The organism is Bythopirellula goksoeyrii (genome assembly GCF_008065115.1).
GTDB lineage: Bacteria > Planctomycetota > Planctomycetia > Pirellulales > Lacipirellulaceae > Bythopirellula > Bythopirellula goksoeyrii.
In genome coordinates, this window is record NZ_CP042913.1 from 6,414,445 (window position 1) to 6,428,982 (window position 14,538).

The following is a 14,538-nucleotide window of genomic DNA, read 5'->3' on the forward strand; positions in this document are numbered from 1 at the left end:
CCATTCTCAGTTTCGATCAAAGACGAAGGTTTCGCCTGTCGCATCCGTGTCGATAGCATTGAATTCGCTCGTGAGATTCTCTTGAGATTGAGCAATGCTTTTGTCTTCAAAACGAGCGAGCCGATGCAAAGTAGCTGGAGTCCGCCCCAGTGCATCTTTTGGGTTGCTTATGGCTCGCAACTCTCGCATAGACAATTAGTAAGCCTATTGTCTGCGATTCCAGGAGCGGAACTCCGATAGTTGCGCCGCAAGGTGGCAAGATTAGCTAGCTGTAGTCGAAACAATGCCGCAATTCAACTTACTAGAATCACCGCTTATCTCGAAACTTCACGCGTCGTGGCTTTATCGTCGTGGGATGATGTATGCCAGACTAAGAAACAATGCGTTGGCGATTGCTGACTACACGCGCGTGATCGAAATGGCGCATGCTCCCTCCAGTATACGTGCAATGGCTCTTTACAACCGAGCACTGGTTCACTGTGCCACCTCGTGCGAAGTGCAAGCCGTGGAGGAACTACAAAAAGTATTAGAGATGCCTGGTGCGACAGAACAAGTTAGAACCGAAGCGCGCAGAAAGCTCGTCAGAATGCAACGCAGTTCCAATCGCCCTGACTCAAGAAACCCACGCGATGCAGCGAACCCCGAGGAAGGGGTTCGAGAGAAGAATAGCCCGGACTCACCGATGTAAACCTATTCACTTCGAATAAACCTGCCAGGATCCATAAACACCTAGGAGATCAACCGATGATGAATGAGACTGATGCCACGCGAAAGTGGCGGCAGATTTTTGAAGGAAAGTCGATTACCACTCAATTGCTTGCCAAAGCTGAGACACTTGTAGGCCAGCTACCTTCGGAAAGTCCGTTGCGATTGCGATTTGCAACGGAGATCGATGAAATACGCCACATAAATCAGCCTGCGGGCTCTAAGAAAAAGCGTTGAAGCCCATCTATCCACGAGCATTCTGGAACATCTATGAACAATAAGAAACCACATCCTCTCGCGAGTCCATCCAAAGCAAAAACATGTCCAGTATGTGGTCATTCATCGTACTCGCCGACCGGTGTCCATCCCCAGTGCTCAGTCTCGCAAGCGGACGAGCCGAGACGGCTACAATTGGCTGCCGATAAAAGGGCAAGAGTTGAAATGGTCAAGAACGCCAACGAAACGGTAGCTGCGTCTGGAGTTTTACTTCGATGATTCGACGATTGAGGGAACAAGTTGTCCTTCGACCAGAAAATCTGGAACCGTTTGCTAATGATTTCAACGTGATTGGTGTTCTCAATCCCGGTGGGGTCAAGATTGATTCTGAAATAGTCCTGCTGGCCAGAGTCGTTATTAGTTGTATACGGCATTGAAGACCCATGCATTACAGACACCCTCCGTCTCGCATCCTGCAACGAACTCACTGCCCGAACATGCACTCCTCGGCTGACTTCGAACTATCAGGGAACTTATCCAATTTGGTGTTTCCCACGGCACTGATCGAATCAAGAGATTCGCTGCCGTTGTACTACGGTGCCGCTGATACCTGTATCGCAGTTGCTGAATTTTCACAAAGTGAATTAATGGAAGCCTTAAAATGATATTTCTCCCCATACAAACTGCCATACACTCTCAAGGAGTCCCCTCATGGCTTATACAGACTTACGAAAAATTGCATTTGTTGGTGACTATCTACCTCGCAAGTGCGGCATTGCAACCTTTACCCACGATCTCCGAAGTGCAGTGGCTCTCTACGCACCCTCCGAATGCATAGTAGTTCCGGTAGATGACATTGCGGACAGCTACGAATATCCTCCTGAAGTTCGTTTCCAGATCACTGAACAAGACCTGGGATCCTACCGTCGCGCCGCCGATTTCCTCAATTTTAGCGACGTCGATGTCGTTTCTTTACAACATGAATTCGGTATTTACGGTGGCCCTGCTGGTGGGCATATCTTAGCGTTTATGCGCGACCTTAGGCGACCAGTTGTAACCACACTCCATACGGTACTGCCAGAGCCCAATGACAACCAAAAACGTGTCATGGACCAGTTGATCGACCTCTCCGCACGCCTGGTTGTTATGACCGAGCGAAGTCGCTCTATGCTTTGCGAAGTCTACAAGGTGCCGGAGAAAAAAATCGATCTTATTGTGCATGGTATTCCAGATCGTCCCTTTGCCGATCCGAATTTCTACAAAGATCAATTTGGAGTGGAAGGGAAATCCGTTGGCCTGACATTTGGACTTCTCTCGCCAAACAAAGGCATTGAATGCGTCTTGAAGGCACTGCCCGAAGTGATTCAGGAATTTCCCAATTTCATGTATATCATTCTGGGAGCCACTCATCCGAGTCTTGTTAGAACCGAAGGCGAAACCTATCGGATAAGCCTGGAGCGAATGGCCAAGGAACTGGGAATCCAAAAGCACGTCAGCTTTTACAACCGCTTTGTCGAATTGCACGAGTTGACCGATTTCATTGGTGCAGCTGATCTGTATATCACACCCTATTTGAATGAAGCCCAGGCGGTTTCTGGCACGCTTGCCTACGCGTTTGGCTGCGGACAGGCGGTAATTTCAACACCGTATTGGCATGCTCAAGAACTCTTGGACGACGATCGTGGAGTCCTTGTGCCGTTTGCCGACTCTCCTGCAATTGCACGAGAGATGATTGCGTTACTGGGCGACGATAATCGTCGACATACGATGAGAAAGCGTGCCTATCTGCTGGGTCGCGAGATGGTCTGGAGTCACGTAGCCGGACTGTACCTCAACTCATTCCAGGTCGCACGTCGTAGTCCTACACAAGTTCCCAAACCATTGGCAGTTCGAACCTTGGAAGAACAACCACTGGCAATGCCTAGTTTGAATCTAGACCACCTGCTACGAATGACAGATTCGACGGGCATCTTGCAGCATGCATGTTATTCAATTCCAAACAATCAAGAAGGCTATTGTACCGACGACAATGCCAGAGCATTGATTCTAACCGTTCTGCTTGAGGAACTGGGCAAGGATTCGCGAGAGGTGCATCAGTGTGCGTCCACCTACGCCGCCTTCCTCAACTATGCGTTTGATTCAGAGACGGGAAGATTCCGCAACTTTATGAGTTACGACCGCAAATGGCTGGAGAGGGATGGGTCGGACGATTCGCAAGGCAGAGCGATCTGGGCGCTGGGAACATGCATCGGCCGGTCAAAGCGTAGAAATCTCCAAGCCTGGGCGGTTCAGCTGTTTGAACGTGCGTTGCCAGCGTGTGCGGAAACAACTTCCCCGCGAACTTGGGCCCTCGCACTTATTGGAATCCATGAATACTTCCGCCGACTTAGCGGAGATCGACTGGTCAATCAAATGCGAGAGCTTTTGACCAATAAGTTGATTGATTTGTACGAAGACGTTGCTACCGACGATTGGCCGTGGTTTGAGGAAATCGCCTCTTACAACAACGCCAGGCTCTCACAGGCACTGATTCTCAGCGGAAGGTGGGGAGGCAATGAGCGTGCCCTCGAAATCGGACTCAAGTCACTTCGCTGGATTGCAGAAAAGCAACTGTCACCACTCAGTCGTTTCCGCCCAATTGGAAGCAATGGTTTCTCCCCAAAAGGCGAACCTGCGGCGGAGTTCGACCAGCAACCAATCGAAGCACATGCGATGGTTTCGGCCGCGATCGAGGCTCGCAATGCGGACGACGACCACTTTTGGAGCGACCAAGCTCACCTCGCTTTCGACTGGTTCCTGGGTCGCAATGATCTCGGACAACCACTGTACGACACAGGAACTGGGGGCTGTCACGACGGACTTCAAGAGAACCGACTCAATGAAAACCAGGGTGCCGAGTCGACTTTAGCTTTCCTGCTCTCTCTCTCTGAGATGGAACTTTTGGAAAGCTCTGCATCTGTTTTCCAGCCTTCATTTCCGGCCGTGTTAAAATCGACTACAGAAAATCGAACCCGATTGGGCGTAGTACATGCAACTTGAACGAACTGGGATTGTACTTGCACCGAACAGTCGGCGCGTAGTCCTCCGCAACTTTAGCCCCCCCGGCGACCAACGCAAGCTGAAAATCATTGCCCGCATAGCGATGCTTTCAGAGGCGGAAATAGATCGGCTTCTGGAAAACGTCTTCGAAGAGTTCCATGGCCGTCACCAAAAACCACGGGAGTTTTTCCTCAGACGATTTGAGGCAGTTAGTAGCTACGTAATTACCGACACACCACTGAGTGAAAACCGCCGACTATTGATTGGTGCTTACTTCACTCAGGAATACGCACTAGAATCGGCCGCCTTGTTCAATCCGTCGATCGTTTGGCATCCTGATCAGACCAATCTACCAGAGGGTTCGAAACGATTCGCACTAAGTCTCCGAGCGACTGGTGAAGGACATATTTCTTCCATTACATTCCGCTCCGGTGTGGTGGACAATTCGAATACGATTACAATCGATGACGCAACTCGCTTTGTAACCACACCCGATGCGGTTCCCGATTCTTTATACGAGAAAACTCTTTTTCAAAGGAAACTAATCGAGCTTGGACTGGCAAACAGCTTCGCCGAACATGTCCTCTCACGACTTGAGGAGAGTTTTACCCTAAAGCAATTAGAAGCGACCATTCAAGACACGATCCGCGAGAATCGTGATCAAAAAGAGACGCTCACGTTATTCTTCAAATCAATCGTCATGCTCGCGAAGTCCAACTATGAGATCACCTACCGTCCAGAGCACGTCCTCTCGGAGCGATTGATATTCCCGTTTGGACCCACAGAATCCAATGGAATCGAAGATGCCCGCTTCGTAGAGTTTCAGGAGGAAGACGGCTCAACACACTACTATGCAACCTACAGTGCCTACGACGGCAAAATGGTACTCCCCCAGTTGCTTGAGACAGATGACTTTCTCCACTTCAAGATGCATACCCTCAATGGACCTGAAATTGCCGACAAGGGACTCGCGCTCTTTCCCCGGAAGCTAAATGGACATTATGCCATGCTCTCTCGGCAGGATGGTGAAAACCTGTACCTGATGTACTCGGACATGCTCCACTTCTGGTACTCTAAACAAATCCTCTTGAAACCCACCTTCCCTTGGGAGTTTGTGCAGGTGGGAAATTGCGGCTCGCCCATCGAAACCGATGCCGGGTGGCTGGTACTGAGCCATGGCGTAGGACCCATGCGAAAATACTCGATTGGCGCGTTCATGGTGGACCTCGACGACCCGTCTCGCCTGATCGGACGACTAAAACAGCCCCTCGTGACACCGAATGAAAATGAACGGGAAGGGTATGTCCCCAATGTTGTCTATAGCTGCGGAGCCGTGGTACACAATGGCCAGTTGATCGTTCCGTATGCGATGTCAGACTACGCCACCACTTTTGGAACTGTCCCACTTGATGAATTGGTAGCAGCAATGGAACCAGTCTAGCGATCTATTCCTTCAAATAAGAATCAACAAGCGTTCGCTGAATCCATACTGGCCGGACATACCGATTATTGGACTTGCCTACGGATCTCGTCCACGAACTCTCTTGCTTCGACAGTCGACTTGCCAGTGCGCCGTCTCAGTAAATCAATGGCGCGAATATCTTTCCCATCAAGAACCAATTTTCGCAGAAACGTGTTGAACTCCGCGTCACTCAGTTTCTCCCAATCTTTGGTTGACTGATCCACTTCTTCACGGACGGTCGTGTATCTTCGCAGCTCAGCAAGAACATGCTTCACTCGCGGCCTCAATCCGTAATTGCCAACGGTAAACTTGATCCTCAGCAAATCATCGCCAACAAAATCCACGGGCTGTTGTTTCAGATTTTTCGCACCGACGGTTACCAATCCGCCCAGGTATTTTCTTCGCGGTCCAGAAAGCTGCCGCTCCTGCTGCAATGCGCCACGAAGCTGCTCTCGTTGCGGACTCGATATCTGCAGATCGAGGTAGACATCCCTATGGCTCACGTCGCCATCGCTATCAGGCGTTTTGTAGCGATGCACCGACTTGTAAGCTGCGAGCACTTCATCATAGGGAATCGATACCACCGTCAGCCCGGGTTCGGCTCCATGGTATTCACAGTCACGCAAGTTGACCCACAACGCGTCGGGAAGTAGTGCCAACACCCAGTTCTCAGCACGTCCACGCTTGCGCCAACTCCCCAACATCGGGCCCGTGAGTAGCAGCGCCAGTACCACACACGCGTAGGCAATCCAGCGAACTTCAAACCACCACCATACAAGGGGTATGGCCCAAAACACGGCCAGCAGCACAAGCAGATTCCACCTTGTGTTGCGACATACAAGAAAGGCCTCAGTTGTAGGATCGGTACCAGTCGGGTGAAACTGCATACGGCGTCTTCAAAAACAGAGAGAGATTGAACATCGACACTCGGAACAGCCAGCCTGCAAAATCAGGATCGGGCCTCTGGTAGCTTCTAATGCGATCCCCTCACAGGCAGAACTATTGTCTATCACTGGCAACGACGGTCAATTGCAGTTCCGATTCAGGATTCGACGGCTAGCGAAAACCTTTCGTCTTAGCTATACCTAAACCCAAGGAGAAAACGATGACGACACCCCAAAAGACTGTCACTGATGTGAGTGGCACATTCACACTTCACAATGATGTCCACATGCCGTACTTCGGGCTCGGCGTTTACCAAACAGAGCAAGTTGCCGACGCCGTGCGATCTGCACTGGAGGCTGGTTATCGTCTCGTCGACACGGCTGCCATCTATGGCAACGAAACGGAAGTAGGCGAAGGCGTTCGGACAAGCACCGTGCCTCGGGAGCAAGTGTTTGTGACGAGTAAAGTATGGAACAACGATCAAGGCTACGACGCGACACTTGCCGCGTTCGACGCCAGCCTCCAACGCACCGGCCTGGACTACCTCGATTTGTATCTCATTCACTGGCCCGTGGCCGGCAAGTTTCAACAAACCTGGAAAGCCCTCGAAAAACTCTACAAAGATCAAAAAGTACGGGCGATTGGCGTCAGCAACTTTCTGCGTCATCATCTCGAGGCTCTGCTCTCAAAAGCAGAAGTCGCGCCGATGGTCAATCAGATGGAATTTCACCCGTACCTGGTGCAGCAAGATTTGCTGGACTATTGCCAAGCCAACCAGATTCAATATCAGGCTTGGTCACCATTAATGGCAGGCGAGGTCTTTAAGCTAGATACCATCCGCAATCTCGCCGAGAAGTGTGGCAAGACCATCGCCCAAATCGTCCTGCGTTGGGATCTGCAAAAAGGGGTCGCCACGATCCCCAAATCGTCCAAGCCCGAGCGCATCTTCGCCAACGCCAACATCTTCGACTTCGAACTCTCCCCCGCAGACGTCGCAAAGCTGGACAACATGGATCGCAACAAACGCTTCGGCCCCGATCCCGACAACTTCGATTTCTAGCGCCGCGTGCCTTATCTCCTTCCAGCCCCAAGCCCCCAGATCCTCTGCCTACCGCCTCCTCAATTCCCCAGGCTAAGCTGCAATGTCTTGCCCAAGGCCATGGCGTACCGTTGGAGTGTTTTCATCGTAGGGTTGGGGTGTTCGTTCGTCTCCAGAGCGGAGATCGTTTCCCGAGTAATACCACAGCGACTCGATACATCCGCCAAGCTCAAACCTTGGCGTTCCCGTTCTGCACGCAGGTCGGCGATGGCTCGCTTGGCCTCCTGCTCGGCTGCCAAGAAAGCACGTCCCATCGCCTCAATTTCCGGACGCTCTTTGTCAAGCTTCTCGCGAAGCTTCGCTAGCCGAGCATTTTCGGCGGGAGTGAACTCACGGAAAATGCTTTTCGCTTGACGGGCCATAGTCAATACTCCACTTCGTAAGCAGTGATGGGCAAAATCGTATCGTCGTCGATCCATTCATAGACGCACGCTACATAACGACCGTCGGCTGACCAGCCGAAACAAATCTCGCGGCCAGTCGATTTGCTAATTGCAATTCGATGGGCACCCATCACGATATTCTGAAAATCGGTAATCGATATGTCATGCAAGTCAAGGTATTCGACCAACTGGTCATTCCAGTGAAAGAAGTAATATGGCATGAATGAATACCCTGCTGTTACTATTTATCATAACACCCTCATACGCGGAAGTCAAACGAACTCTTGGTTCTTTAAGAGAACTGCAGGGGGTCGCCAGCTCCTAGCCCCAGATCCCAACCTCCCCCTCTTCTGCCTAGCGACTTATCATCTTCTCCCCCCTTTCTTCCACTCGCGCCTCTACCAATTACTCCTCATTTTCCCCACCATCACCTCAAGGAAGAGAACCATAAACCCATGACACCACAAGACTTAGTAACTTCGCATCGGCCCTGCACTTTCAGAAATTAGGAAAAAAATTGCATTCTCCTTACAAAGTCGTCATAATCAGCAACCCGAGAAGGAATCTCCTTTTTATTTCCAAACGGCATCTCTCTCACATCAGTCAATACGCGTTGCATCGCGAGGGGTAAGCATAATGACTCGAACGACCTTTCTGGTTTCAGCATCTCTCGTTTTATTCTTATCCACGGTGACGTCGGCAGCGCCATTGCTTCTGTATAATTTTGACGAACCCAGCGGCGACGCATTAGACACGGGCGACGCACCAAACACTTCGGGTCAGTTGATGGGAGGAGCAACGCGCTCGTCAGACACCCCCAGCGGTTTCGGTTCTTCGATCGATCTGCGGAATGATTCCCCTTCGTTTGGTCATGTGCTTGAAGGGGATGCGGCCGACTTGGATGGACTCGCCGCGTTAACTCTCACTACCTGGCTCAAAGTGGAGAGCTATACGAGCGGCAACAATCGCCTCGTGGCAAAACAGTCAGGGGGAGCCTTTGGAGGGTTTAGCTGGAATATGAATGCCACGCCGAATTCTGGCGCCGTGGGCCCTGATAATTTCCGCCTCGCCATCTTTTTGGGAAACAACGTTAGTTCAGGAGCGGCCGATTTCGCGGCCGGCTTCTCCGATGCCGATGTGGACGCTGATAACAAGTGGGTTTTTCTGGCCCTTACTTATGACGGCACCCAAGCCGCCAATAATACCAAGTTCTATATTGGCGACCCAACGACTTCAGTCAGTCAACTCGGTTCCGATCTATCACTAGCTCAGCTGACCCTAGATGGGGGGACATCCCGTTTCGGCGTTGGCTTCACCGATGCCGCACCTACTGCGGATACCTCAGTTCAAGGTTGGCAAGATGATGTCCGTGTGTACGGAAGCGCCTTGTCGTTGGCTGAATTGGAGCGCGTGAGGCTTGCCGGCACCATCCCTGAACCAGGCTCGCTCGCTCTGCTACTTTCGGCAGCCCTGGCTTGCGGGCTTCGGCTGCGATATTAGTGGTTCCCCGTCCCAATCTCCCTTACTCTGACTAGCTCCTAGTCAAAGATACGCCGTGGCCAACAACCAGCGCGTCGCGCCTATTCCAGTCCCTAGCCCCTAGATCCCAGCCCCCCTTCCTCTTTCTAGCTCTGAATTAACCCCTCCTCTGTTCACAAAAGAGACCGCACCGTGAAACACCTCACGCGGTCAGCGGTGAATTCGTTTGCATAGACGGTGAATGTAGATTGCCATTTGTCGCTGTCAAATTCGAAATCGGCGTGTCCGGTTGAGGTAGATTCGGCGTAGGGCCGATGCGCACGGATTGATTCGGCGTTTTTCAAATGTGCTGACGCCCGGAAATCACTGAATGTCATCGTCTTCACGACGTTCGCCGTCGCTAACAAGTGTTGTCGGTGGCGTTTACCTCAGTGACTTGATCCTTTGGCTTCGGCGCTGAAGGTGATGCATCCTCGCTCATCTCGCAGGTTGCCAGATTGAAGGAGACCGTGCGCTCCGACCGCCATTGGCGGATCATGGTTCGCTACTGTCGGAAGGGGCAAACGAATAAAGCTGGCGTTCATTAAACACCTTTCATAATTGCGCCCAAGCTGGGCCGCAAGTGGTTATGTATGGCGCCTGAAAGAGATAACGATGACAAAGAGACTGGCCATCACGAATAACAATACCGCATTTGGTTCCGGCACAATGGCATTCGTGGCACTCAGTGGTGACTGCGTATTGCCGTAATTCGCTTCCCAAGCGGCCAGATCCTAGGCAGCGAGTGGGCTAAATACCTCACCCCGTTGCCATTTGAGAAAATCAGAACCATTTGCATCACTATCGACATCAAAGTCGCCGACGTGAAAGGTACTGGGAATGATTCTTCCACTTTGGAAAGGCTGATCTTTAAAACCGTTGCCACAGCACTCAAAGAGGCTTCTGCTCAGGTCAATCAACGAGGACTGCATGGAGGAGATAGGTTGAACGAATTTGAGGCTACTGTCTAACCCATAATCATGAAAGTTGCCATCCACTGAAATCTCAATTTGGTTATTTTCGATCGTGAGAACCATTCCAGGATCTTCAAGAGTTGGTAAAGTACCACCGGGTCGCCAGGGGATTCCCAGCGCAGTGAATGCCCCGACACCTCCCTCGAAGTCGCCAATACTGAAGGTCCAGGAGAATGAACCGGGCCTGTGTGTGGAATCAGCAAGTCGGACGTTATCCAATGTGTAGTTAATTACATCTGGGTACGCATGAGGCGCGGCCACACAGATGAAACGACAGATCATCACGAAAGAGGTAATTCTTACAGCAATTAAAGGGACTCTCCTAGCCAATCGAATGGACTCACAAACCGATTAAAGATCCGAAAGAACCGCGATCTTGATCTGATGCGTGCGCCGAACATTGCAAGCCCAACAAGCAATGCCATGCCAGAGGGCTCAGGCACTGCAAACGAAGCAGGCAGCGGGGGTGTGGTCGCGCCGTAGTACGTCTGCCAGTCGGCCAGATCGCCGCTGCTCAGTGGGGTCGGAGACTCGCCATGCTGCCAACGCAGAAAGTCGCTTCCATCAACGTCGCCGTCGTCGTCGAAGTCGCCTGGCAATAAGAGAACTCCTTCCGTCTGAATAGTGAAGTCGTCATTAAACATGAGCACCTGTTGAAAATCTTTTCCTCTGAGTTCTCGAAGTTCTGCAGTCAAGAATCCTGTTGTGTCAATCACACCAACGAACGCCCAACTGTCTGCCCAGTCCCCCTCGCGCTGCCAATTGTCGATGTTGTCCGTGTTATTGCCATTGATATCAACGCCGTCCAACAAGAAAGTGACTTTACCATTGTTCGCCGTGTCAATTCGTCCCCCAAAAGCATAGAGCGTTGCACCCGTTGCGGACTCAACCTTCAAACCGTCGTTCTGGAAACACTCGCTAGGAATGTCTGGATCTTCGGCGGAGTCACAATAGAGGCCTGAATCTGTTGTCATGCCGTGAGGAAGTGAATAGATTGCGTACGATCCATCTGGCGCACTACCCCCGACCGTGCCTGTTGCAATGTTGTTTAATAGATAGTTTGAAGTCCAAAGTATTCCTTGGCTAATTACGTCCGGTGCACTGCCGGGGCTCACAATAGAATTGCGAGAATTGGCCCATACAAGGCCGTCCTCAAAACTTTCATGGATAGTAGATCCCCCAATTGTCGCCAATTCTGCTAGAAACAGTGCTTCATCCGTGTACACGACGGGAGCGGCAAATGCGAACCCTGGTAGCACAACAACTGTGACGCCAACTAACAGCTTCTTCGTAATGGATCGGTTCCCGTACAAGTTTTTAAACTCCCGCCTCGTGAATGTCATAGATAGCACATAGCCCGATCTGATATTTCATCGAGCAGCGTTTATCGAATGATCGTCTGCGCCTGCATTACGTGGAAGCAAACAGTCATGTCTCTGCACGAAAGTAGCATTGCGAATTCTTGTTCATGTTGACTGGGCATATCCGCACACTATGCGCAACCGGTTGTCACCCTTCCGGTTCAATTTTGACAGTATCACCTCTTGCTCTCTGCTAAGTGCAATACTTGTTCCACACGCATACGACGAGCTAACAATAAGATACTTATAGTCAGTCTCAGTTATGCGGATTGCCTTGCAACCGTCGAAATCGTCCTACGCCAACTTCCGTCGGTCATGTCGGCTGATGCACCCGATTTCAATTGTCCATTCGGCGAATTGAAAAAAGTGAACTGCACCGACGCGACTTCAGCAACAACCCAGAAGCACAAAGCCAATCACCACCCCGCACCAGTATCAATTACAAAATCAAAGTGAGAAGAAGTCGACCAAAAGGTACGCGTTTTGCCCTATAAAACGTCAAACGAACGTACCGTTCCGCCAAGCCACAGTATCAGCCGTCTGGAGCATTTGCGATGTCCAAATAGTGTGCGATTTGGAACACCGAGGCGGCGGGATTGGCGCGCTTGTTTGGCAATATGCGCAGAGCTTGCAAGTGACGCAAATTTTTCGGCTGCCCTTTGTACCACCTTAGGACAACTTACTCATGTCCCAATCTCCCCACTCAGGACTCGTCCATCCCAAGGGCACTAAGGCCTGCGTACTGCTCACTAGCGTCTTCGGCCCCTACGCCCAGGATGATGCCTACGGCAGTCGACTCATCAACCCAATGGAGCTGTACCACAACCAGGTCACTCGCGTACAGGAGGCGTTCTCGCTGAGAACATTCAACCGCAGTTGGGGGCTGATGCTGATCCAAGCCAACCTGCAGGCGAACTGTACGCTGTTGGATTTCCCCACCGAGGAACGCTTCGTCGAAGAACTCAAAACTCAGCAGTACGACATCATCGGTATCAGCTCGATCATGACCAATCTGCTGAAGGTTCGCCGCATGTGCAAGCTAATCCGCAAGTATCAGCCGGAGGCGACCATCGTGGTGGGCGGCCATCTAGCCAACCTGCCTGAGTTGTCTAAGTACGCCGACGTCGACCACATTGTCCGTGGCGACGGCGTGAGATGGATGCGGCACTTCCTAGGCGAGGACGTCAATCAGCCGGTGCGTCACCCCGTCACGCGGGCGAACATCGGCTCGCGGATCATGGGCGTCGGACTCGATAACCACCCAGGAGACGCCTGCGCCACGTTGATCCCATCGGTCGGCTGCCCGATCGGCTGCAACTTCTGTTCGACCTCCGCCATGTTCGGTGGCAAAGGCAAATACGTGGAATATTTCCAGACCGGTGAGCAACTGTTCGACGTCATGTGCGAGTTGGAAGAGCGTCTAAAGGTAAAAGCCTTTTTCGTGATGGACGAGAACTTTCTCATCGACAAACCGCGCGCCTTGCGTCTGCTGGAGTTGATGGAACAGAACGCCAAGGCTTGGTCGCTCTATGTTTTCAGTTCCGCAAACGTGCTGAAAAAGTACGACATTGAGCAACTCGTCGCATTGGGAGTCTCCTGGGTCTGGTTGGGATTAGAAGGAAAACAATCTCAGTACTCCAAGCTCTCCGGCACCGACACGGTCAGTTTCGTGAAGACTTTGCAGGACAATGGTATCCGCGTGTTGGGCTCAAGCATCATCGGCCTGGAAGAGCACACACCGGAAAATATTGATGATGCGATCGAGCATGCGGTGTGCCATGACACGGAGTTTCATCAGTTCATGCTCTACACACCAATCCCTGGCACGCCGTTGTTTGCCGAACACTTGGCCGACGGGAAACTCAAGAGCCTGGCGGAAGTCTCCATTGCTGACATCCATGGGCAGTACGTTTTCAATTACAAGCACCCGCACATCCCGGAGGGTCAGGAAACGGAATTCCTGCTGCGTGCCTTCCGTCGCGACTTTGAAGTGAACGGCCCGAGCGTAGTGCGAATCGTTCGCACCGTGCTGCGAGGATGGAAGAAGTTTAAGAACCACCGCGACGCGCGAATTCGCATTCGCTTCGCGCACGAAGCCGCTAACTTGCCCACTCGTTACGCAGGCGTGCTGTGGGCCACGCGGAAATACTATTGGCACGAGCCGCGGCGCGTCGAACAGATCAACGGGCTCTTACGCGAACTGCACGCGGAGTTTGGCTGGCGCTCACGCCTGGCTGCCCCGATCGCCGGTCGCTATCTCTACCGGTCCCTAATACGCCAGGAAAAACAACTCCGCAACGGCTGGATCTACGAACCGCCGACATTCTACGAAACCAACTCCGCCAATGGCCCGCCGCAGGCGCAACGAATCGACGGCATTCTGACGCCCTCCAGTTGCTTGCCGTCAAGGCAGCAGGCAGATTCTGTTAGCAAGGCGGAGGAGTTGGAGATGGTTTCGTAAACTACAGCTGCTTGGGTTCTCCGTTCACTTGTGTGAAGCGTAGCAAGTTAACCTGTCGGCCAAGGTTCAGCGGTCTACTCGCAGCTAGGATACCTCGCGCGGTTTGCCGATCTCCTTTGCCGCCGCGGTTGATGCAACTTCTTTCAGTTGGTCCATCTTCAAATTGAGCGAAGTCTGGTGCTCCGCTGCGCGTACAAGTGAGCTTTCTAGGGTCCGAAGTCGGCTCGCACACCGGCTTCTGGAACAAGACTTGCCCCACTTCCAGATTAGAGTTAGGAAGAACCACCATATTACCCAGGCCTAGGGGCCTGAGCTGGAGTGCACGTGCGGAATCGCCCACATAGAGGGATAGAATAGTACTTTGTGACGTCATGGCTGTTGTCTGATACGCCAGTATTTTTATAGAGCAGTTAGCCAACTTCTTGGAGGAAATGC

14 protein-coding genes are annotated in these 14,538 nt (G+C 51.9%); 8 read left to right on the forward strand and 6 right to left on the reverse strand.

The annotated features are described in order from the left end of the window. Window positions 1–6: 6 nt before the first annotated feature. A complete protein-coding gene (locus tag Pr1d_RS25425; RefSeq protein ID WP_148076158.1) occupies window positions 7–189 on the reverse strand; it encodes a hypothetical protein in 183 nt (60 codons plus the stop codon). A gap of 94 nt (window positions 190–283) precedes the next feature. Between Pr1d_RS25425 and Pr1d_RS25430 the strand changes: the two genes are divergently transcribed. The 5 genes from Pr1d_RS25430 to Pr1d_RS25450 all read left to right on the forward strand — a co-directional run bounded on the left by Pr1d_RS25430 (window position 284) and on the right by Pr1d_RS25450 (window position 5,401). Further along, window positions 284–688, forward strand: a complete 405-nt coding sequence (locus Pr1d_RS25430) for a tetratricopeptide repeat protein (RefSeq protein ID WP_148076159.1) — start codon at window positions 284–286, stop codon at window positions 686–688. Between the two features lie 56 nt (window positions 689–744). Beyond that, window positions 745–942: a hypothetical protein gene (locus Pr1d_RS25435; RefSeq protein ID WP_148076160.1), complete on the forward strand. Its 198-nt coding sequence runs from the start codon at window positions 745–747 to the stop codon at window positions 940–942. Window positions 943–1,364: 422 nt separating this feature from the next. After that, the gene (locus Pr1d_RS26830; protein WP_148076161.1) at window positions 1,365–1,586 is read left to right on the forward strand and encodes a glycoside hydrolase family 130 protein; all 222 of its coding nucleotides are present in this window, start codon (window positions 1,365–1,367) and stop codon (window positions 1,584–1,586) included. Between the two features lie 46 nt (window positions 1,587–1,632). After that, window positions 1,633–3,960, forward strand: coding sequence for a glycosyltransferase family 4 protein (locus Pr1d_RS25445; protein ID WP_148076162.1), 2,328 nt, complete (start codon window positions 1,633–1,635; stop codon window positions 3,958–3,960). Next, window positions 3,950–5,401: a glycoside hydrolase family 130 protein gene (locus Pr1d_RS25450; RefSeq protein WP_148076163.1), complete on the forward strand. Its 1,452-nt coding sequence runs from the start codon at window positions 3,950–3,952 to the stop codon at window positions 5,399–5,401. Before Pr1d_RS25445 ends, Pr1d_RS25450 begins: the two co-directional genes overlap by 11 nt. 65 nt (window positions 5,402–5,466) lie before the next feature. Here Pr1d_RS25450 and Pr1d_RS25455 read toward each other — a convergent pair whose 3' ends face one another. Beyond that, window positions 5,467–6,309 carry a hypothetical protein gene (locus Pr1d_RS25455; RefSeq protein ID WP_148076164.1) on the reverse strand — a complete coding sequence of 281 codons (843 nt, stop codon included), beginning with the start codon at window positions 6,307–6,309 and terminating at the stop codon, window positions 5,467–5,469. Window positions 6,310–6,527: 218 nt separating this feature from the next. Here Pr1d_RS25455 and Pr1d_RS25460 point away from each other — a divergent pair, with 218 nt between their 5' ends. After that, complete coding sequence (locus Pr1d_RS25460; RefSeq protein WP_148076165.1) at window positions 6,528–7,367, forward strand: aldo/keto reductase; 840 nt, start codon at window positions 6,528–6,530, stop codon at window positions 7,365–7,367. A 59-nt stretch (window positions 7,368–7,426) separates the two neighbouring features. Here the strand turns inward: Pr1d_RS25460 and Pr1d_RS25465 are convergent, their stop codons facing one another. Together Pr1d_RS25465 and Pr1d_RS25470 are read right to left on the reverse strand one after the other, a co-directional pair. Continuing rightward, the gene (locus Pr1d_RS25465) at window positions 7,427–7,768 is read right to left on the reverse strand and encodes a helix-turn-helix transcriptional regulator (RefSeq protein WP_168205485.1); all 342 of its coding nucleotides are present in this window, start codon (window positions 7,766–7,768) and stop codon (window positions 7,427–7,429) included. A 2-nt stretch (window positions 7,769–7,770) separates the two neighbouring features. Continuing rightward, window positions 7,771–8,010 carry a hypothetical protein gene (locus Pr1d_RS25470; protein WP_148076167.1) on the reverse strand — a complete coding sequence of 80 codons (240 nt, stop codon included), beginning with the start codon at window positions 8,008–8,010 and terminating at the stop codon, window positions 7,771–7,773. A gap of 415 nt (window positions 8,011–8,425) precedes the next feature. Between Pr1d_RS25470 and Pr1d_RS25475 the strand changes: the two genes are divergently transcribed. Beyond that, a complete protein-coding gene (locus Pr1d_RS25475; protein WP_148076168.1) occupies window positions 8,426–9,289 on the forward strand; it encodes a LamG domain-containing protein in 864 nt (287 codons plus the stop codon). Between the two features lie 752 nt (window positions 9,290–10,041). Here the strand turns inward: Pr1d_RS25475 and Pr1d_RS25485 are convergent. Together Pr1d_RS25485 and Pr1d_RS25490 are read right to left on the reverse strand one after the other, a co-directional pair. Next, window positions 10,042–10,566 (reverse strand): hypothetical protein, encoded by a 525-nt coding sequence (locus Pr1d_RS25485; RefSeq protein WP_148076169.1) that lies wholly within the window; start codon window positions 10,564–10,566, stop codon window positions 10,042–10,044. A 23-nt stretch (window positions 10,567–10,589) separates the two neighbouring features. Next, window positions 10,590–11,594 (reverse strand): hypothetical protein, encoded by a 1,005-nt coding sequence (locus tag Pr1d_RS25490; RefSeq protein WP_148076170.1) that lies wholly within the window; start codon window positions 11,592–11,594, stop codon window positions 10,590–10,592. Window positions 11,595–12,327: 733 nt separating this feature from the next. Between Pr1d_RS25490 and Pr1d_RS25495 the strand changes: the two genes are divergently transcribed. After that, on the forward strand, window positions 12,328–14,103 hold the full coding sequence (locus Pr1d_RS25495; RefSeq protein WP_148076171.1) for a B12-binding domain-containing radical SAM protein: 1,776 nt from the start codon (window positions 12,328–12,330) through the stop codon (window positions 14,101–14,103). The last annotated feature ends 435 nt before the right edge of the window (window positions 14,104–14,538 follow it).